The organism is Streptomyces sp. NPDC049597, assembly GCF_040675505.1.
In the GTDB taxonomy this organism is placed as follows: domain Bacteria; phylum Actinomycetota; class Actinomycetes; order Streptomycetales; family Streptomycetaceae; genus Streptomyces.
The window spans coordinates 157,596-176,256 of record NZ_JBFAOY010000001.1; the positions used below are offsets into that span (position 1 = coordinate 157,596).

Annotated in this window: 16 protein-coding genes and 2 pseudogenes; 9 read left to right on the forward strand and 9 right to left on the reverse strand. The window is 72.3% G+C overall.

Annotation, left to right across the window (positions count from 1 at the left end):
- Positions 1–59: 59 nt before the first annotated feature.
- From AB0K02_RS00695 to AB0K02_RS00705, 3 genes are all read left to right on the forward strand, one after another.
- Positions 60–788 (forward strand): TetR/AcrR family transcriptional regulator, encoded by a 729-nt coding sequence (locus tag AB0K02_RS00695; RefSeq protein WP_365990155.1) that lies wholly within the window; start codon positions 60–62, stop codon positions 786–788.
- A gap of 101 nt (positions 789–889) precedes the next feature.
- On the forward strand, positions 890–1,453 hold the full coding sequence (locus AB0K02_RS00700; protein ID WP_365990156.1) for an N-acetyltransferase: 564 nt from the start codon (positions 890–892) through the stop codon (positions 1,451–1,453).
- Positions 1,454–1,545: 92 nt separating this feature from the next.
- Positions 1,546–2,436 carry a phosphatase PAP2 family protein gene (locus tag AB0K02_RS00705; protein WP_365990157.1) on the forward strand — a complete coding sequence of 297 codons (891 nt, stop codon included), beginning with the start codon at positions 1,546–1,548 and terminating at the stop codon, positions 2,434–2,436.
- A 9-nt stretch (positions 2,437–2,445) separates the two neighbouring features.
- Here AB0K02_RS00705 and AB0K02_RS00710 read toward each other — a convergent pair whose 3' ends face one another.
- Positions 2,446–5,433 (reverse strand): bifunctional [glutamine synthetase] adenylyltransferase/[glutamine synthetase]-adenylyl-L-tyrosine phosphorylase, encoded by a 2,988-nt coding sequence (locus AB0K02_RS00710; protein WP_365990158.1) that lies wholly within the window; start codon positions 5,431–5,433, stop codon positions 2,446–2,448.
- Positions 5,434–5,778: 345 nt separating this feature from the next.
- Between AB0K02_RS00710 and AB0K02_RS00715 the strand changes: the two genes are divergently transcribed.
- The 3 genes from AB0K02_RS00715 to AB0K02_RS00725 are packed head-to-tail and all read left to right on the forward strand — an operon-like array spanning position 5,779 to position 8,761.
- Complete coding sequence (locus AB0K02_RS00715) at positions 5,779–7,893, forward strand: PIG-L family deacetylase (RefSeq protein WP_365990159.1); 2,115 nt, start codon at positions 5,779–5,781, stop codon at positions 7,891–7,893.
- Between the two features lie 30 nt (positions 7,894–7,923).
- Positions 7,924–8,277: a hypothetical protein gene (locus AB0K02_RS00720; RefSeq protein ID WP_365990160.1), complete on the forward strand. Its 354-nt coding sequence runs from the start codon at positions 7,924–7,926 to the stop codon at positions 8,275–8,277.
- A 52-nt stretch (positions 8,278–8,329) separates the two neighbouring features.
- Entirely contained in the window at positions 8,330–8,761 is a 432-nt protein-coding gene (locus AB0K02_RS00725; RefSeq protein WP_365990161.1) for a VOC family protein, read from the forward strand.
- Here AB0K02_RS00725 and AB0K02_RS00730 read toward each other — a convergent pair.
- Genes AB0K02_RS00730 through AB0K02_RS00745 form a run of 4 tightly spaced genes read right to left on the reverse strand, consistent with a single transcriptional unit; the run spans position 8,741 to position 12,384 of the window.
- Positions 8,741–9,835, reverse strand: a complete 1,095-nt coding sequence (locus AB0K02_RS00730) for a tetratricopeptide repeat protein (protein ID WP_365990162.1) — start codon at positions 9,833–9,835, stop codon at positions 8,741–8,743. The genes AB0K02_RS00725 and AB0K02_RS00730 overlap by 21 nt on opposite strands.
- Before the next feature lie 20 nt (positions 9,836–9,855).
- Positions 9,856–10,236: a hypothetical protein gene (locus AB0K02_RS00735; RefSeq protein ID WP_365990163.1), complete on the reverse strand. Its 381-nt coding sequence runs from the start codon at positions 10,234–10,236 to the stop codon at positions 9,856–9,858.
- Positions 10,237–10,285: 49 nt separating this feature from the next.
- Positions 10,286–11,434, reverse strand: coding sequence for a hypothetical protein (locus tag AB0K02_RS00740; RefSeq protein WP_365990164.1), 1,149 nt, complete (start codon positions 11,432–11,434; stop codon positions 10,286–10,288).
- Between the two features lie 8 nt (positions 11,435–11,442).
- A complete protein-coding gene (locus AB0K02_RS00745) occupies positions 11,443–12,384 on the reverse strand; it encodes a hypothetical protein (protein WP_365990165.1) in 942 nt (313 codons plus the stop codon).
- A 431-nt stretch (positions 12,385–12,815) separates the two neighbouring features.
- Between AB0K02_RS00745 and AB0K02_RS00750 the strand changes: the two genes are divergently transcribed.
- Together AB0K02_RS00750 and AB0K02_RS00755 are read left to right on the forward strand one after the other, a co-directional pair.
- Positions 12,816–13,571, forward strand: coding sequence for a class I SAM-dependent methyltransferase (locus AB0K02_RS00750; RefSeq protein WP_365990167.1), 756 nt, complete (start codon positions 12,816–12,818; stop codon positions 13,569–13,571).
- Positions 13,572–13,805: 234 nt separating this feature from the next.
- A complete protein-coding gene (locus tag AB0K02_RS00755) occupies positions 13,806–14,495 on the forward strand; it encodes a class I SAM-dependent methyltransferase (protein WP_365990168.1) in 690 nt (229 codons plus the stop codon).
- A gap of 181 nt (positions 14,496–14,676) precedes the next feature.
- On the opposite strand, the gene AB0K02_RS00760 is transcribed toward AB0K02_RS00755, so the two are convergent.
- The 4 genes and pseudogenes from AB0K02_RS00760 to AB0K02_RS00775 form a co-directional block, all read right to left on the reverse strand.
- Entirely contained in the window at positions 14,677–14,901 is a 225-nt protein-coding gene (locus AB0K02_RS00760) for an antitoxin (RefSeq protein ID WP_365990169.1), read from the reverse strand.
- A gap of 327 nt (positions 14,902–15,228) precedes the next feature.
- A pseudogene (locus AB0K02_RS00765) lies at positions 15,229–15,438 on the reverse strand (transposase); the annotation flags it as partial.
- Between the two features lie 59 nt (positions 15,439–15,497).
- Positions 15,498–15,637, reverse strand: a pseudogene (locus AB0K02_RS00770) (DUF3099 domain-containing protein); the annotation flags it as partial.
- A 49-nt stretch (positions 15,638–15,686) separates the two neighbouring features.
- Entirely contained in the window at positions 15,687–17,396 is a 1,710-nt protein-coding gene (locus tag AB0K02_RS00775) for a hypothetical protein (protein ID WP_365990170.1), read from the reverse strand.
- 444 nt (positions 17,397–17,840) lie between these two features.
- Between AB0K02_RS00775 and AB0K02_RS00780 the strand changes: the two genes are divergently transcribed.
- Entirely contained in the window at positions 17,841–18,521 is a 681-nt protein-coding gene (locus tag AB0K02_RS00780) for a DUF6338 family protein (protein ID WP_365990171.1), read from the forward strand.
- Positions 18,522–18,661: the final 140 nt, after the last annotated feature.

Consider the following 18,661-nt stretch of genomic DNA (forward strand, 5'->3'; position numbering starts at 1 on the left):
GGTGGTCCGCGCCCTGGACCAGGAGGGACGCGCCCGGGCCCGGTCTGTAGGGTGTCGGCATGACGACCGGGGTGCGGCGCAGGATGGGCGTCGAGGAGCGCAGGCAGCAGCTGATCGGTGTGGCGCTGGAGCTGTTCAGCCACCGCTCCCCCGACGACGTCTCCATCGACGAGATCGCGGCGGCCGCGGGCATCTCGCGGCCGCTCGTCTACCACTACTTCCCCGGCAAACAGAGCCTGTACGAGGCGGCGTTGCGCCGGGCCGCCGACGAGCTGGCCCGGCGGTTCGAGGAGCCGCACGACGGCCCGCTGGGGGCGCGGCTGCTGCGGGTGATGGGCCGCTTCTTCGACTTCGTCGACGAACACGGCCCGGGTTTCTCGGCGTTGATGCGCGGCGGTCCCGCCGTCGGCTCGTCCACGACCAACGCGATGATCGACGAGGTGCGCCAGGCCGCGTTCGACCAGATCCTCGCGCACCTGGGGATCACGGCGCCGTCGCCGCGGCTGGAACTCGTCGTGCGCTCCTGGGTCTCGCTCGCCGAGTCGACCGCGCTGCTGTGGCTGGACGGCCGCTGCATCCCGCGCGCCGAGCTGGAGCTCCAGCTCGTGCACGACTTCGCGGCGCTGGCCGCGGTGAGCGCGGCGTACGACGAGGAGATGGCGCAGGTCGTGACGGCCATGCTCGCGGACGAGCCGGCCGACGGCCCGTTCGGGGACCTCGTCGGCCGCCTGCTGGCCCTCGCGCCGGCGCAGGTGCCCGCCCAGCGCCCTCCTCTGGGCGGGGGCTGACACGGGGCAGTGGCCCGACGGCCGCCGACGGTGGCGGGCTTCCCTCGGGCGGACCGGCACCCGGGCCGTGACCGACCGGGCCCGCCCGTCATCATGAGGCCATGATCACCGGGTCTCCCCTCTCCCCCGCGAGCTTCTCCCCTGCAACCGCGTCGGACGTCGACATCCTGGTCGGGCTCTACGACGGAGCCGCGCGGTGGATGCTGCGCCACGGCATCGACCAGTGGAAGCCGGGCGGCAAGGACGCCGCCCATTTCCGCCGTCGGATCGCCGACGGCGAGGTGTGGCTGATGCGGGCCGCGGACGCCCCGGTCGGCGCGTACGAACTGTGGTGGGACGACGAGGGCGCCTGGGGCGCACAGCCCCCGACGGCCGGTTACGTGCACCGCCTGATGACCGACCGGTCGGCTCCCCCCGGCACCGGCCGGGCGCTGCTCGCCCATGCCGAGGGGCGCATCGCGGCCGCGGGGCGCGCGACGGCCCGGCTGGACTGCCTGAGCGGCAACCCCCGGCTGCGGACGTACTACGAGGACGCGGGCTACGCCGTGGTCGGCGAGGAGCCCGCGAAGCGGGCGCCGGACGGGAGCGTGTACGGGGTGCTGCTGCTGGAGAAGCACCTGCCGGCCGCCCGGATCGCCATCGGGAATCCCCGGCTCTCCCCCTGACGGGCCGCTCGTCCGTAAGGTGTACGGCACCCGGCGCGAACCCGTCCGAGGGATGATCAGTGCGGGCCGTGTATCTGGCAGACTCTCGTCCCATGGGTGAAGCGACCGTGAAGACTCTGGACAGCCGGATGGCGACCCCGTCACCCATGGTGGACGACGAGGCCGACACCGAATCGGTCCACACCGGACAAATCCGGCGCGTTCCCCGGTCGCCGCGCCGTCCCCGCATCTGGTTCGAAATCCTGCTGATCGCGGTGAGTTACTGGACGTACTCGCTCATCCGCAACGCGGTGCCGGAGCAGCGGACCCAGGCCCTGCGCAACGCGGACTGGATCTGGGAGGCCGAGAAGACCCTCGGCATAGCGGTGGAGCAGTCGGTCAACCACGCGGTGAACTCGGTGACATGGCTGATCGTGTCCATGAATTACTACTACGCGACACTGCACTTCGTGGTGACCATCGGTGTGCTGGTGTGGCTCTACCGCGGACACCCCGGCCGTTACGCCGCCGCCCGCCTCGTGCTCTTCTCCACCACCGGTGTGGCGCTCGTCGGTTACTACTTGTATCCGCTCGCCCCGCCCCGGCTGATGAGCGGGCAGCACTTCATCGACACCGTTCTCGTCCACGAGACCTGGGGCTCGATGGCCTCGGGCAACTTCAAGAACATGTCGAACCAGTACGCGGCCATGCCCTCGATGCACATCGGCTGGTCGCTCTGGTGCGGCCTCATCATCTGCGCGGTGGCGACGGCGCCGTGGGTGAGGATACTCGGCGTGCTGTACCCGACGCTGACGCTGGTCGTCATCGTGGCGACGGCGAACCACTTCTGGCTGGACGCGGTGGGCGGCATGATCTGCCTGGCGTTCGGCTTCGGGGTGTCGTACGCGTGGTACCGGGCCCTGCCGCACCGGTTGCCCCGGCTGGTGCCGAAGGACCCGAACCGGCCCCAGCGTTTCCGGCGCCTGCTGCCCACGCGCGCCTAGCCCCGCGCGCTACGCGCCGTAGAACAGTTCCTCCACGACGCCCCGCGCCCGCCGCGTCACCCTGCGGTAGTCGTCCAGCATGGCGCCCACCTGGCCCGGCCCGTAGCCCAGATAACGGCCCACCGCCGCCAGCTCCCGGCCGTCCGACGGGAACGTGTCGCCCGCCCTGCCCCGCACCACCATCACGCCGTTGCGCACCCGCGTGGCGAGCACCCACGCCTCGTCGAGCGTCGCGGCGTCCTCGGCCGGGATCAGACCGGCCTCCCGCGCCGCCGCCAGGGCCTCGCGGGTACGGGTGGTGCGCAGGCCCGGCACCTCGCGGCCGTGGCGCATCTGGAGCAGCTGGACCGTCCACTCGACGTCGCTCAGCCCGCCGCGGCCCAGCTTCGCGTGGAGTGTCGGGTCGGCGCCGCGCGGCAGGCGCTCGGACTCCATGCGCGCCTTGAGCCGGCGGATCTCCCGTACGGCGTCCTCGCCGAGTCCGTTCTCCGGGTACCGCAGCGGGTCGGCCAGTTCGAGGAACCGGGCGCCCAGTTCGGCGTCGCCGGCCATGGGACGCGCGCGCAGCAGGGCCTGGCTCTCCCACACGAGGCCCCAGCGGCGGTAGTACGCCTCGTAGGACGCGAGCGTGCGCACCATGGGTCCGCTCTTGCCCTCCGGCCGCAGGTCGGCGTCGATCAGCAGGGGCGGGTCGGCGGTGGGCAGCTGGAGCAGCCGCCGCATCTCGGCGACGACCGTGTTCGCGGCGCGCGCCGCCTCCTCCTCGTCCACGCCGTCGCGCGGCTCGTGCACGAACAGGACGTCGGCGTCGGAGCCGTAGCCCAGCTCGCCGCCGCCGAAGCGGCCCATGCCGATGACCGCGAACCGGGTGGGCAGCGTGTCGCCCCACTGGTCGCGCACGGCGGCCCTGAGCGCGCCCGCGATCGTCGCCGCGGTGAGGTCGGTGACCGCCGTGCCGGCCCGGTCGACGAGGGCTCCGTGATCCGCCTCGGCGGGGCTGTCCTCGGTGCCGTACGAGGCGATGAGGTCGGCGGCGACCGTACGGAACAGCTCGCGGCGGCGCACCCCGCGGGCCGCGGCGACGGCGGCCTCCGCGCTGTCCGCGCGCCCGACGGCGGCGAGCACCTCCTGCTCGAGGTGGTCGCGTCCGCGGGGCCGCAGGCCCTCGGGGTCGCCGAGGATCGCGACGGCCTCGGGAGCGCGCAGCAGCAGGTCGGGCGCGAGCCGGCCGGCCGACAGCACCCGGGCCAGGTTCTCGGCGGCGGCGCCCTCGTCGCGCAGCAGCCGCAGGTACCAGGGCGTCTTGCCGAGCGCGTCGGAGACCTTGCGGAAGCCGAGGAGGCCCGCGTCGGGGTCGGCGGAGTCGGCGAACCAGCCGAGCAGCACCGGCAGCAGTGTGCGCTGGATGGCCGCCTTGCGGGACACCCCCGACGACAGCGCCTCCAGGTGGCGCAGGGCGGCGGCGGGGTCGGCGTAGCCGAGCGCTTCGAGGCGCTGTCCTGCGGCCTTGGGGCTGAGCCGGATCTCACCGGGCGCGAGCTGGGCGACGGCGTCGAGCAGCGGCCGGTAGAACAGCTTCTCGTGGAGCCGGCGCACGACCGAGGCGTGCCGCTTCCACTCCCGGTTGAGGTCGGCGACCGGGTCGGCGCGCAGCCCCAGGGAGCGGCCGAGGCGGCGCAGGTCGGCCTCCTGCTCGGGCACGAGGTGGGTGCGCCGCAGCCGGTAGAGCTGGATGCGGTGCTCCATGGCGCGCAGGAAGCGGTAGGCGTCGTCGAGCTGGGCGGCGTCGGCCCGGCCGACGTATCCGCCTGCGGCGAGCGCCTGGAGCGCCTCCAGGGTCTTGCCGCTGTGCAGGGAGGCGTCGCTGCGGCCGTGGACGAGCTGCAGGAGCTGGACGGCGAACTCGACGTCGCGCAGCCCGCCGGGCCCGAGCTTGAGCTCGCGCTCGATCTCGGCGGCGGGGATGTTGTCGACGACACGGCGGCGCATCTTCTGCACGTCGGCGACGAAGTTCTCGCGCTCGGCGGCCTGCCAGACGAGCGGGGACACGGCGTCGATGTACTCCTCGCCCAGTGCCAGGTCCCCGGCCACCGGTCGCGCCTTGAGCAGCGCCTGGAACTCCCAGGTCTTGGCCCAGCGCTGGTAATAGGCGAGGTGGCTGGACAGGGTGCGCACCAGCGGGCCGTTGCGTCCCTCGGGGCGCAGGTTGGCGTCGACGGGCCAGATGGTGCCCTCGACGGTGGTCTCGGAGCAGATGCGCATCAGGTGCGAGGCGAGGCGGGTGGCGGCCTGGAGGGCCTTGCCCTCGTCGGTGCCGTTCGCCGGTTCGCCGACGAAGATCACGTCGACGTCGGAGACGTAGTTCAGCTCGTGGCCGCCGCACTTGCCCATGGCGATGACGGCGAGGCGGCAGGCGGCGGCGTCGTCGGGCGCGGCGGCGCGGGCGATGGCGAGCGCGGCGCGCAGGGTCGCGGTGGCGAGGTCGGCGAGCTCGGCGGCGGCCTCGGCGACGTCGGTGGTGCCGCACACGTCGCGGGCCGCTATGGCGAGCAGGCAGCGGCGGTAGGCGACGCGCAGCGAGACGGGGTCGGTCGCGCCGGCGAGCCCGGCTTCGAACTCGGCCACGCCGGGGTGCAGGTCGGCGGACTCGTACGTGAACAGCGCCTGCCAGTCGCGCGGGTGGCGGGCCAGGTGGTCGCCGAGCGCCTCGGAGGCGCCGAGGACGCCGAGCAGCCGGTCACGGAGGGGCTTGGCGGTGGCGAGGGTGTCGAGGAAGCGGCGGCGCTCGCCGTCCTCGTGGGCCTCCACCACGCGCACCAGGCCGCGCAGGGCGAGGTCGGGGTCGGCGGTGGCGCCGAACGCGTCGAGCAGCACGGGGTCGGCGCGGACCGGGGCCATGTCGGGGAGGTCGAGCAGCCGCTCGGCGGCGGAGGGGTCGGTGAATCCGTGCCGAAGGAGTCGCGTGAAGGTGCTGCTTCTGCGCCCCGGCGCCGTCATCCCGTTCTCCCGTCCTCGCCCTGATCAGCGTGCCGCATCGAGCCTAGCCCCCACCGCCCGGCCCCGGCCCGGCGGACCGCGGGGCGGTCCGGCGCGGCGCGGAACGGGACTGCCGGACGTGCCGTACGAGGCGCGACGGAACGGGACTGCCCGATGTGACGTACGAGGCGCGTGAGATACGCCATGTTCCGCACACAACGCCCGCGATGAACCGCATGCTCGGTATCTCCGTCTTCACGGCACGCCGGTGCCGGTCTTCGGGCCCGTACGCGACGGGCCGCACACGACGCGCGCCGGCCACACCCTCGTCCGCTGGAAAACCTGAACACCGAAGGCACCACCGCAATGCGCTCGTCCGGGCCCCGCCGCCGCTTCACCCTGCTCTCCCGCCGAGGCCCGGCGGCGGCCCTGCTGGTCGCCCCGGTCGCCGTGGCCGGCTGGTTCTACGGCGCCGATGCCGCCGGCTCCGGCGCGACGCGCACGCCGCCGAAGGTGCAGACGGCCCGGCCGACGGCCGTCCCACAGAGCCCGGCGCCCGCGGGGCAGGCCCCCGCGTCGGTGGTCCAGATCGTCGCGCACCCGGACGACGACCTGTTCTTCATGAACCCCGACACCCGCCAGTCGGTCGACTCCCGCTCGCGGCTGACCTCCGTCTACCTCACGGCGGGCGAGTCCGACGGCGTCAACGCGGCCCGCACCGGCCCGCTCGCCCCCTCGGTCAGACCCGCCGCCGACAAGGCCCGGTACGCGGAGGCCCGGCAGAACGGCATACGCGCCGCGTACGCGGAGATGGCGACAGGCGACCGGACGAGCCCGTGGCGGCGCACCGCGATACCGACGGCGGGCGGCGGCACCGCGGAACTGGACGTGCTCGCGGCCCGTCCTGAGATATCCCTGGTGTGGGTCCAGCTGCGCGAGGCGGGCTCCATCTCGGGCGACCGGCCCGTCAGCCTGCACGGCCTGTGGGACGGACGGGTGTCCGAGCTGCCCTCGCAGCTGGCGTCCGGCTCCCCGGTGAAGCGGGACTTCGCGTACAGCAAGGCGCAGGTCGTCGACACGGTCGCGGGGCTGCTGAAGCGGTTCGCGCCCACGCACGTACGGATGCAGGACCCGACGCCGGGCCTGGTCGCCGGCACGGACCGGCCCACCGACCATCAGGACCACCTGTTCGGGGCGCGGTTCGCGCAGGCGGCGCTCACCCGGTACGCGGCCACGCCCGGCCACCCGGCGTTCAGCGTCCAGAACTACCTCGGCTACTTCACCAGCGGCCTGCCGTACACGCTCGACCCGGAAACGGCGGCGGCCAAGCTGCGCACGATGCACACGTACGCGTGGACGGACGAGCGGAACTACTGCGGCGCCGAGGCGGGCTGCGGCGACCGCAAGGTGGCGGCGCGACCCGGCGGCCACGGCTGGACGCGGTCCGTCCGCTACACCCGGGGCGAGTCGACGTCCTGGGCGCAGCCCGGACGCGGCGGCGAGCTGTGGGCCTTCTCGGTCCTCGACACACGGCTCGCGGTCTGGCACCGCGCCGCGCGGGGAGCCTGGACCGGTCCCGAGCTGCTGCCCGGCACCGGGCTCGACAGCGGGGTGACGTCGGTGCGGCTCGCGGACGGCCGGATCGCGGTGTTCGCGACCCGTACGACCCTGGGCGCGGGGCCCGCCGACTACCGCCGCGAGGTGGTGACGGCGGTGCAGCGCGGGCCGGGCGGCGCGTTCGGGCCCTGGCACTCGCTCGGCACGCCCGAGAAGGACGACGCCTCCGGTCTCTCCGACATCTCGGCCCCCGCGGCGACGGTCGACAAGACGGGCCGGATCACGGTCTACCTGCGCAACGGCCACTACTCCCTCAGCTCGGTCTCCCAGCGCCTCGACGGCTCCTGGTCGGACTGGCGCGAGCGCGGCGGCGAGAACCTGCACGGCGACCCGGCCGTGGCGTCCGACGCGAGCGGCCGCCAGCACGTCTTCGTGAGCAGCCCGTTGTCGGTCTGGTCCTGGACGCAGGCGAGGCCGGGCGCCCCGCTGAGCGGTCCCACGGCGACGGGCCTGCCGCCGACGACACTGGCGCTGAGCGCGGCGCCGGAAGGCGAGGGCGTACGGCTCTGGTTCCGCAGGCCCGTGTCCGGCGCGGTCCGCACGGTCCACTTCTCGGGCCCCGTCGCCTCGCCCGTGACCGAGCTCGGCGGCGTCGCGGGCTTCGGCCCGGTCAGCGCGTCCGGCCCCGGTCACGCGCTGCTGGCGGTCCGCTCCCGGACGGGCGTACCGGGCACGTACCTGCCGGAGCCGGGCGGCACGGGCACGGCGGGCCGCTCTGCCGGCAGGCCGGACTGGCGGTCGGGCGGGCCCCTGTTCGTGGGGGCCTTGTCGGGCACGGAGACGGGTGTGGGCGCGATCGGCCAGGACGGGCGGCTGTACTGGTCCTCTCCCGGGGCGCCGGAGGCCTGGCAGCCGGTGGGCTGAGGGGCCAGGGGGGCCGTCCCGGTGCGAGCGATGACCCGTCCCGGTGCGGGTGATGAGTACGGGCGCCGCGCCAGGTCCATGGCCCGGAACCTGCGCGCCTACCCGCACGTGGTGCTCACGACCGGGTCGACGAACTCGCTGAGCGAGGGCGACGACGTGGTGGTCGAGGGCGAGGCGGTCCGGGTCACGGACGAGGCGACGCCGCGCACGCCGGTGCGGTTGTGGAGCGGGGAGTACGGCGAGGACTGGACTTTCGGGGTGCGCGACGGCGTGTTCGCGCACACGGCCGGCGAGGCTTTGGTATTCCGGGTGGCGCCGCGGAAGGCGTTCGGTTTCCACCGGGGAGAGCCGTACGGCCAGACCCGCTGGAGTCTCACCGGCTGACCCGCGTTTCCCGGCTCCACTCCTCGCTCCCGCGACAACGTAAGGACCCGCCATGGAAATGACCCTCGAAGTCGTCACGGTCCCGGTCACGGACCTGGACCGCGCGAAGACGTTCTACGGGGAGGCGCTGGGGTTCAAGGTCGACCTGGACGACGAGGTCGCCCCCGGCATGCGCATCATCCAGCTCACGCCGCCCGGCTCGCGCTGTTCCATCGCGCTGATGTCCGGAATGCCGCGCCACCCCGACCAGCCCGAGATGGCCCCCGGCACCCTGCACGCGCTCCAGCTGTGCGTGACCGACATCGCGAAGGCGCACTCGGAGCTGATGTCGCGCGGGGTGCCGGTGAGCCAGATCCAGCACGTGGGTGCGACGGGCTGGGAGGACGGCCCGGGCGACGTGTGGAACGCGTTCATGTTCTTCAAGGACCCGGACGGCAACACGTGGTGCGTACAGGAGGCGCCGTCACCGCTGTCCGAGCGCTGAGCCCTCGTGGGGGACGGCCCGGGCGCGCCAGTACGCGAGGCTCGACCGGAGCGCGTCGAGCGCCGGTGCCGTCCCCCCGTCCGGTGCGGCCGCGCCGTCCGCGAGCGCCTGTTCGAGCAGCGCGCACGCCGTCGCCGGGTCTCCCGCCTCGCCGACCGCGGCGGCGTGGACGTGGCGGTAGCGCAGGGTGTCCGGGTGCCCCTGCCCCATCACGCGAGCCGCGTCGTCCGCCACCGACCGCAGCAGCCGGACCGCTTGGTCCAGGCGCCCCGCGCGGCCCCGCAGCCCCAGCGTGCGCACCTGGTCGGCGAAGCGGGCGCGGGCCAGCAGGCCGGGTTCCGACAGCGCGGTGCCGTGGGCGGTGTTGCGGAAGAGGGCGAGGTCACCGGAGCTGCCGAACGTCCGCTGGAGCGGCGCCGGGAGCCCTGCCGCCGGGAGACGCACCGCGAGCCGGCGGTAGAGCGTCGCGAGGTCGAGGTGTTCGGGTCCGTCCGGGACGCCGTCGGCGAGGAGGTCGAGCAGAACGGTGGTGAAGCCGGTGCGCAGGTGCCCTTCGGGGGTGAGGGCGCGTCTCGTACGGCCCGCGGCCGCCAGCACATGGATGTCCGCCGCGTCGGCCGCGTCGAGCGCCCGTCCGGCGAAGCAGCAGTCGAGTACCGCGACCCGGTGCTCGGCCCGCACCTGACGCATGGCCTGGAAGAGTGCCGTGACCGGCAGCGAGGTGCGTTCCGCGCTGTCCACGTCGTCGACCGACCCGGGCAGGGCGAGACACAGCCGGTCGCCCTCACCGCACAGCCCGTGCCCCGCGAAGTAGAAGAGCAGCACGTCGAGCCGCCGGGTGCCGGGCGCGGGCAGCAGCCGGAAGACGTCGGCCGCGCTGGGCGGGTCGACGCATCGGTGGACGCTGCCGGAGTCGAACGACCCGAGCGGCCCGACGAGCGCGTCGCCGACCGCGGCGACGCTGAGCTCCGCCTGCGGCAGCGACGGAAGGCCGCTCGGGAGCACATGGGTGGCGGTCCCCACGACGACGGCGGCCGAGTTCGACGGTGAGGGAACGGTGAGGGACCAGGACATGGCCGATGGGACCTGGCCCGCTACTCCGAATCCGCGGGCCCGGGTTCCAGGAAGGTCCGCAACTGCCGCTGCACCTCGGCGGCGTCCTGCGGATTGCCGGCCGACAGCTCGACGCTCGTCCCGTCGGGCCTGGTGACCTTGAAACTGATCCTGCGCGACCTGGCCCGCTGCACGAGCCACACCGCTGCCCCGCTGATCACCGCGTCCAGCACCGGGCCCACGGCGCCGACGATCTCCACCGCGTCCGCGAGGCCGCCCTGCTCGCCCGGTGCGGGCGGAAGCATGCGCAGCCGGGCCGAGCCGCTGAGGTCCTCGTCGTCGTTCAGCCACGCGGCGAGGGAGCGGGTGTGGGCGTCGGCCTCGTCCACGTGGCCGTCGATCTCGAAGGTGATGGTGGGCACGGACACGGCTCCTGGGTGTCGGGGGGACGGGTGGGACAGGCTGTCGGGGTCAGAACGTCGGGGTGTGCGGATCGCGGCCTTCGGGCCCCCGGGCCCCGTCGCCGCGCGTTCGTGCCGCTGCCGGCCCGGCCCTTCGCGACGTGGCGAACAGCGGTGGCCGGCCCGGGATCTCGTACGGGAAGCGGAAGGCGGCCGAGGCCTGCGGCACGTCGACCAGATCGGCGAGGACGCGCTCCCAGGCGCCCAGGGGCTGGGGGACGTCCTGCTGATACGCGGCGGCCAGCCAGCAGTGCTGCAGCCCGGTGATGTTGCCCCAGGCGGCGGGTGCCTCGTGTGCCGCCACCGCCCGCGCCACCGGCCCGCCGGGGCCGGCGCCGGACGGGGCCGAGACGGTGGCCGCGATCAGCTCGGCCAGGTGGTGGGGAACGGCATCCGGCGCCGCCAGCGAGATCCGCAGCCGGTAGGTGCGGCCGGACAGCGCGCTCAGCGCCTCCTGGTACAGGCCCGCGGCCCGGACGGCGAACGGGTCCGGCGGGATGTACTGCGTGAAGACGGGGTTGGGCCGGCCGGGCTGGGAGAGCCTGCCGTACTCCTGCGCCAGGTAGGCGAGGTAGGAGCGCAGCTCGTGCGGCGGTGCGTAGGGTTCCAGGCAGATGCTCACGGTCGTCGGCACGCTCTCGCGCACGAGCGCGTCCCACACCGGCTCCCAGCTCACGGACTCCGGTATCAGGGGCTCGAAGGCGACGCCGAGCGGAAAGTCGGTGTCGCGGCGGCGCAGGTACGCCCAGACGACGCGTTTGCGCACCTCCGCGAGGCCGACGGGCGGGTGCGCGGACGGCACGAGCACGGTGTGGAGTTCGTTCGCGTCCTCGATCGGCTCGGCCCGTACGTGGCGGGGGCCGTCCATCAGCGCGCCGCGCAGCGCGAGCGCCGCCGCGGACGCCGACGCGCCGTCCCTCCCGCGGGCCCGGCACAGGAGCGTGCCGGTGATGCCGTGCGCCCCGTTCGTGTACCGCAGCTCGAACGCCCGCCCGTCGGGCACCCACTGGCGCGACAGCCACACCTGCTCGAGCGCGGCCGCCTCGGTCCGGCGCTGCGACTCGGGGAGGCCCACGTGGGCTCCGTTGTCGCTCATGGCGGGCCGCGGTTCGAGGCGCAGGCCGGACCAGGCCCACGCCTCGGAGGCGGAGGCGGACACCAGGACGCTCACTGCGGCGTGCCGGCCCCGTCGCCCGTGCCGCCGGCGGTCGGTTGCTGCTGCTGGTGGGAGGGCGAGGGCACCGGGGGAACGGCCGGTGGCGCGACCGGCGGGACGACGGGCGGCGGGGGGCTCGACGGGCGCGGGATCGCCCCGCTCGCGGCACCGCCCGGCGCGCCCGCAGGCCCCGGGACCTGCGCGCCCGGTGTCGGCGTGCCGTCCAGAGCGGCCATCAGCCCCTCGCGGCAGGCGAGATGAACGGCCTCCCGCATGGCGCGGGCGCCCTCGCTGCGCAGCAGCTGGTGCTCGATGCCGTTCTCGCCCTTGAGCCCGCGCACGAGGTCCCCGAGGAACTGCCCCATCAGTTCGGTGCCGCGCCGCGAACGCCACATCATCCAGCCCAGGTAGAGGCTGTTGCCGTAGTTGAAGACGGAGACGTACGCGACGTACGGGGAGTCGGTCAGCGTGATCCTGGTCCCGTGCGGAGCCGGAGCGAGCGGGTACCGGCGGGCGGTGAGCGTCTGGAGGATCACCCCGTACACGGACTGCACCCGGTCGGTGCGGTCGGCCAGCAACACCCGCCATTCGGCGACCGGTTCGGGCAGCCGGGACACGAGGAGCGCGAGCCAGAAGACGACGAACGACGCGATGAAGGCGAGTGTGAACCAGGCCCCGTAGCTGCCGTCGCTGTCGCCCGACCCCCCGTAGGGGTCGTAACTGCTGCTCTCCCCCAGGCCGGACAGCAGGGAGATGAAGCCGATGAACGCCGGGACCACTCCCACGACGAACGCCGCGAGGGCGGCTCTGAGCCACAGGAAGAAGACCATCTTGAAGCTGACGCTCTCGTTGAGCGACAGTTCGATGGGTTCGTGCCGCAGAGTCTTGTCGAGGTACGCCGCGTTTCCGTCGCCCCCGCGCCATCCCGGCAGGGGGGTCGTGGAATCCAGCATGCTTCCTCCGCTTCGACGCGTCCTCAGTCGGGTCGCACCGCGCGGCACCCGGGGTACCAGGGGCGCGGGCCTGTCACCGTGCGAGGCCAATTAACTACCCGTCTTCTCGTCATGGCAAGTCCGATTCACCACGCCAACTCGGCTGCGTGCGCGATCAGTTGATGCATAAACGATTCAGCAGACGCCGAGGCGCGACGCGTCACCGCCACCCACGGCGCAGGAGCCGAAGAAGTGCGTCCGGGTCCGCGCGAGGATGCCTCTTGGCGCCCTTCGGCGGACGCGTACGGGCGCGCTCAGGCGCCGGCGCCCCCACCCCGCCGGGCCGTTGCCGAGCGTCCGTCCCAGGCCCGTCCAGCGCGTCGGCAAACAACCTCTGACCTGGGCGTTCGCGGGGATCCGACGTACCGTTCACGGCGAGGGAAGGGGCCCTGATGGAACACATCACGCACCGCAACATCCGCACGGTCGACGACGTACTGCAGCTCCTGGACGGTCTGTTCGCGCCGGAGGCCGACCGCTGGACCTCCGGCGGCGCCGACTGGTGGGACGGCTTCTACGCCGACCGCGACAAGGACGTGCCGTTCTTCGTCGCCAAGCCGGACGAAAGCCTGGTCTCGTACCTCGACCGAGGGCTCCTCCCGGCGCGCGGCCGGGCCCTCGATCTGGGGTGCGGACCAGGGCGCAACGCGGTCCGGCTCGCGGCCGCCGGGTTCCGCGTCGACGCCGTCGATCTGTCGCCGACCGCCGTCGCCTGGGGCGAGGAGCGGGCGCGGGGGGCGGGGGTGGACGTCCGGTTCGTCCGCGGGGACGCGTTCCACACCGCCGAGGTGGCCGGGCCGTACGACCTGGTCCTCGACTCCGGATGCTTCCACCACCTGCCGCCCCACCGCCGGGTCAGCTATCTCGCCCTGCTGGACCGGGTCCTCGCTCCCGGCGGCCATTTCGCCCTCACCTGCTTCGCGGCCGGCGGGATGGGGTCGGAGCTGCCGGACGCCGACCTCTACGACGGGGCCGGCCTGCGCGGCGGACTCGCCTACACACCCGAGGAATTGCGCTGGATCTTCTCCGACCTGGAGGAGGTCGAACTGCGCCGGATGCGCGAACAGCCGCCGCGGTCCGCTCACTTCGGCGAGGCATTCCTGTGGACGGCGCTGTTCAGGCGACCCGAAGCCGGGGGATGCACATGAAGGCAAACCTCCAGGCTGGGCCTACGCGAAAGCGAGGAATCCCATTGCGGGGACGGAAGAATACGCGCGCCGTTGACGGGAACCGGCACCTGAGCCGACGAACAGCCGAAGCACAGATGCGGGCCTGATGCCGGGCAGTGCCGACCCGGCACCGGAACGGGGAGGTGACGGGTGGGCATCGGCGGGCTCAGGGCGGGACCGCCGCTGTCGGTCCCGCCCGCTACCGTCCTCCCCATGACGACCGAGCCCGGGACGATGACCGAAGCCGAGACGACCACCCCCGAACCGGAATTCCTCACCCGCACCCGCGCCTCCTACGACGCCATCGCCGCCGGCTACGCGGACACGTTCCGCACCGTGCTGGAGGACCAGCCGCTGGACCGGGCCGTGCTCGGCGCGTTCGCCGAGACGGTCGAGGGGCGGGTCGTCGAGGTCGGGTCCGGGCCGGGGCGGGTGACCGCGCATCTCGCCGGACTCGGGGTGGACATCTCCGGTGTCGACCTGTCGCCCGCCATGGTCGCCCTCGCCCGGCGCACGTTTCCCCGCCTGCGCTTCGAGGAGGGGTCGATGACGGCGCTCGACGCCGCTGACGGGGCCCTCGGCGGGCTCGTCGCCTGGTACTCCGTCATCCACGTGCCGCCCGCCCGGCGGCCCGCCGTGTACGCCGAGTTCCACCGCGTCCTCGCCCCCGGCGGGCATCTGCTGATGGGCTTCCAGGTCGGTCACGAGCCCGTGCGCCACACCGAGGGGTTCGGGCACGAGATCTCGCTCGACTTCCACCGGCTGATGCCGGAAGAGGTCGCGGAGCAGCTGGAGTCGGCCGGATTCGAGGTGCGGGCGCGGATGGTGCGGGAGGCGGGTCCGGGCGAGAAGACCCCGCAGGCACATCTCCTCGCCCACCGCCCGCCTGTCGTGTCGGCGTGACGGCGACCGACCGTCCGCACGGCCCCGTACCGGTCGATCTGAGGCGCTCGGCTTTCCTCTGATCGGCGACGTGACCGGCACCGGGACCGTGAGGGAGCGCCTCACCGGTCCCTGACGGCCCCCGGCACACGGCGGCCCGGGCCGGGGCGCACACCCCCGGCCCGGGCCGGCCGGTGAGATGTCAGGCCCGCGGCGGCTCGTCCGGGCCGCGGTCGGGGCCGGGGGCGGGCCGGCCGCCCTCGCCGCCGCCGAACTGCTCCCTCATCTTGTCCTGTCCCGTGTCCACGTGGCGCCTGTGCTTGCCCCTGGTCCTCTCGTCCACGTAGTCGCCGGCCCTCTCGATGCCCTGGTTCGTCTGCTCGGGGTGGCCTTTGAGCATGCTCTTGATCTTGTCCATCATGGACATGAGGTTTCCTCCTCGACGCAGGGTCCCCCATCCCTCCCAGGGTCACGGCACGCCGCGGACTTCGCATCCGCAGGAGGAACGGCCCGGTCCCCGCAAGCCCGGCGGCCGGGAGCCGCCGGGAAAGCACCGAGGATCCGCCGGAGGTCCTACAGCACCGGCAGGCTCTTGCGCAGCTCGAAGGCCGTGACCTCGGAGCGGTACTCCTCCCACTCCTGCTTCTTGTTGCGCAGGGAAGTGACGACGGCCCGGGTCGAACTCGTGGGGCCCGACGCGCGGGCCGGGTGCTCCAGGTTTCCATGTCGGGGGCGGCCGGGGACGACGTTGCTGTCAGGTAGCCGGGAGAGGCAGGGCCGCCAGGCTGGCGAATGCGCTGGTCAGCTCCTGTCGCCAGGGCCAGGTCGCGGAGACGCGCAAGCGCAGACGGCGTCCGCCGCGGGTGATGCGGGCGGCGGTGTGCAGAAGCCGGTAGCGGAGCCTTTTCGGCTCCGCGGTGGCCAGTTCACCTTCCAGCAGCAGGGTGCGGGCCCAGGCGAGCAGTTGCGGCGTTGATGTTGAAGAGGCGGGAGGGCAGGCGGTTGGCGACCATCGCGGCGAGCCGGGGGGATGATCATGACCACACCACACATGCCCACGGGGGCGGGGACAGACCAAATGCGCACGGCTCCCCAGGCCAAGACGAAGAGGCCGATGCAGTCCCCATCATGGCGAAGTACACGTGACGGCGCCGGGCGTACATAAGTCCAGGTAGGCGGCACGGCTCCCCGGGGCGCACCGGCTACCGGGAGTCAGGGCGCGGGGGCGTGCGGCATGCGGAGCTTCGTCCACAGAGAGATGCACGGCACGCCGATCAGCACCGCAGCATAAATACCGATATAGGCATGATGGCTGACGCGAGCAATAATCAGACCGCCGCCCGTGGCGCCCAGGACGCTGAGCCAGAGGAGGGCGGCGACAATGGCGGACCTGAGCTGCACCGGCTTCGACCGTAACGCGCGATGGACACGATAGGAGCTCCTCCTCAACTGCCGAAAGAATCCGAACAGGCCGCCCAATGCAGCTCCGACCACCGCATAGCGGTCATCGACGTGCTGCAGTCGATGCAAGACGGCGACCTGGGCGAGCGTGCCGCACAGCGCGCCCCAGAAGACGCAGAAAAAGATGTCGGCGGCAAAGAAGGCGAACTCGTCACTCAATTTCTCCAGCCACGACTGGGCCGAGTACCCGGCATGGTATGCTCTCTGCTCCTCGGGGGTCACCAGAACCCTGACATCGTGCGCGACTCTGTTTCGCTCCAGCGACACGAATGTTCGTATGAATCCCACAGCGAGCAGCACCGCAAGGGCGAGGACCGCGCCGCGCACGGTGACCGGATCATGTCTCATGACGTAGATCGGCACCATGATCGTCGAAGCGGCCATCGCGGCCAAGGCCAGTACGAATCCGCGGCGAAAGGTGTCAGGCTGCACGGCCTGGCCCGGCAGTCGTTCCTCCAGCCGCTCCAGGAGTGGGTCCACCTGCGCCCTGACCGTGGCGCGCCATCTGCGCCGAGCGGTCCGGCCGCGCTCGCCGGTCGGGTCGAACAGCACGAACTCCGGGGTCCAGTCGTCGGCGAACCTGATCACCCCGCGCAGCGGATGTCGCCCTCTCCGCAGCCGCGGCGACCGCAGGGGCGGATAGTCCGGCAGTGCCGGCATACGTGACGACGCCACCCCTTCCCGGCGCAACTCCTCACCCCGCTGGGCGAAATATTCCGCGGCGGCGTCGCGGAATCGGTGGTACGCGTCCGGTCCCGTGCACACCAGAAGGAGCAGACGGGCCGGCGGCAGGGTCTTCACGGCCTCCATGAACTCCCATAGCGTGCCCTGTGCGGATTCCTTTTCATGCGAGGTTCCGGCCACCAGGAGAACCAGGCGTGCACGTCGGATCAGTTCGCTCACCTCGGATTTCCATTCATCCGTTTTGAGGTAAGACCGATCAATACCGGGTAGCGGGTATTTGTCGCCGGGGTGGCCGATCGCAAACAATTTGCCGAAGCGGCGGAAGAATCTAGCGACCTTCTCTTCTTCGGTGGCCGCGGCGTTGTGGACGTTATGGCCCAGGATTTCCCCGTTCGACAGCCAGAATCTCGCGCCCAACGCCCTCCTCGGATCGGCGAGTTCCCGGTCGATCCCGAAAGAGCGCAGGTACAGGACGAACGTCATGGTCGGGAGGTCCGCCGGCGAGCCCAGGACGGGTTGGATACGCATCGCGAAGGTCACTCCGATCGGCCCGGCCACCGACAGCCCGAACGCGGCGACGGCAAACCAGGCGAGAGACCAGAGCGCCATCCTCCAGTGAAACCCCCCGTCGAGCACCAGTCCGACGGCGGCGAACCCCCTGAAAAGGGCGCAGAAAGCGACAAAGATCACGACGGCGTACCACACCCCGGTGCCCCCTGAGCGCCGTAACACGTAGCGCGTCACACCGGAGTGGGGCTCTTGCTCGGACATCGACATGCGACAAGTAAGCCGACACCGCACGAAGGTGGTAAATGAACGTATCCGCACTCGTATGGTGGGGGTGCAGCGAGCCACAGGTGCGCCTGATCGGCCGACGCACCCACCGTCGAAGCTGACTGTCGTCGGCTGGGGTTCGTGCCACAACCGTGCCAGATGCAGGGGTCAGCCACAGGGTGCCCGCGGTCGAGTAGCCGCCTGCTTCCTCGGCTGGCGAAGCCCCAGCTCATCCCGCAGATCCCCCAGCCTCTCTCCAAAAGCGGGTGTACAGGTTCGAATCCTGCCGGGGGCACCAGCACAAACGCCCCCGACCGATCATGCTCCGGGCCGTTTTGACGGCACTCTTTGACGGCAGTCGCCTCTCCCAGTGGCAGTCCTCACCGCACATGTGAGCTTGTACGGTGTCCGACTGTCGTTGTTCGTCTACGGCAGGAAGGGCCCGCCGTGCCCACTACGTTCACCGGTCTCATGCTGCTGGTCGTCCTGCTACTGCCAGGACTGACGTTCGTCGTCGTCCGCGAGCGTCAGGGCAGCGAGCGTCGGCCTACGCCCTTCCGGGAGACCGGAACCGTGGTGTTCTGCAGCGTTCTCACCGAACTGGTGACACTCGCGCTTTTCGCGGCAGCGCGCGGCCTCATGCCCAGTCTGACGCCGGACGTCGGTCGCCTCGTGCGCGAAGGCGGTAGCTACGCGCGCGATCAATATGTCCAACTTGGCTGGTGGGCCGCCGGTCTATTGCTGTTCTCATGTGCTCTGGCGGCCGCGGCCGCGGCCGTCACAGGGAAGCGACCCCACGCATCCATCATGTCGGCATGGTGGGTCATGTTCGACCGCTGGTATCCCGGAGAAGACCCCATCGTCGGCTGCGTTCTGGAAGACGGCTCCTACATCGAGGGGCGGCAGGCGTCGTTCAACGTCAGCTCAGACGACTCCCCAGACAGGGATCTGGTGCTGGTGGAACCGTTGAAGTATCGCGCGCCCGGCGCGACCGAGGTACAGCACTTCCCATGGGGGGCGGCATGCATCTCGGCCCGCCGGATCGTGACCATGTTCGTCAGTTACCCCGACCCTGAGCAGGAGGCGGGGGAGGCGGCGACGCAGGGGTCCGCCCCGGCTGCCTCGTAGGTTTGTGACCACGCGTATCGGATGAACCCGACGGCTTCGTCTGCGGTTGGCCGCCTGAACCGGGCGTATTGGGCGAATCGACCATGGCGCATCCTTCCCGGACATACACATCCTGGCGATTGTCGCGACAACGCTCAGGA

Bases quoted from the DNA above. Each gene is read 5' to 3' on its own strand.
- AB0K02_RS00695 (WP_365990155.1), top strand. From the start codon at position 60: ATGACGACCGGGGTGCGGCGCAGGATGGGCGTCGAGGAGCGCAGGCAG.
- AB0K02_RS00700 (WP_365990156.1), top strand. From the start codon at position 890: ATGATCACCGGGTCTCCCCTCTCCCCCGCGAGCTTCTCCCCTGCAACC.
- AB0K02_RS00705 (WP_365990157.1), top strand. From the start codon at position 1,546: ATGGGTGAAGCGACCGTGAAGACTCTGGACAGCCGGATGGCGACCCCG.
- AB0K02_RS00710 (WP_365990158.1), bottom strand. From the start codon at position 5,433: ATGACGGCGCCGGGGCGCAGAAGCAGCACCTTCACGCGACTCCTTCGG.
- AB0K02_RS00715 (WP_365990159.1), top strand. From the start codon at position 5,779: ATGCGCTCGTCCGGGCCCCGCCGCCGCTTCACCCTGCTCTCCCGCCGA.
- AB0K02_RS00720 (WP_365990160.1), top strand. From the start codon at position 7,924: ATGACCCGTCCCGGTGCGGGTGATGAGTACGGGCGCCGCGCCAGGTCC.
- AB0K02_RS00725 (WP_365990161.1), top strand. From the start codon at position 8,330: ATGGAAATGACCCTCGAAGTCGTCACGGTCCCGGTCACGGACCTGGAC.
- AB0K02_RS00730 (WP_365990162.1), bottom strand. From the start codon at position 9,835: ATGTCCTGGTCCCTCACCGTTCCCTCACCGTCGAACTCGGCCGCCGTC.
- AB0K02_RS00745 (WP_365990165.1), bottom strand. From the start codon at position 12,384: ATGCTGGATTCCACGACCCCCCTGCCGGGATGGCGCGGGGGCGACGGA.
- AB0K02_RS00750 (WP_365990167.1), top strand. From the start codon at position 12,816: ATGGAACACATCACGCACCGCAACATCCGCACGGTCGACGACGTACTG.
- AB0K02_RS00755 (WP_365990168.1), top strand. From the start codon at position 13,806: ATGACGACCGAGCCCGGGACGATGACCGAAGCCGAGACGACCACCCCC.
- AB0K02_RS00760 (WP_365990169.1), bottom strand. From the start codon at position 14,901: ATGTCCATGATGGACAAGATCAAGAGCATGCTCAAAGGCCACCCCGAG.
- AB0K02_RS00775 (WP_365990170.1), bottom strand. From the start codon at position 17,396: ATGTCGATGTCCGAGCAAGAGCCCCACTCCGGTGTGACGCGCTACGTG.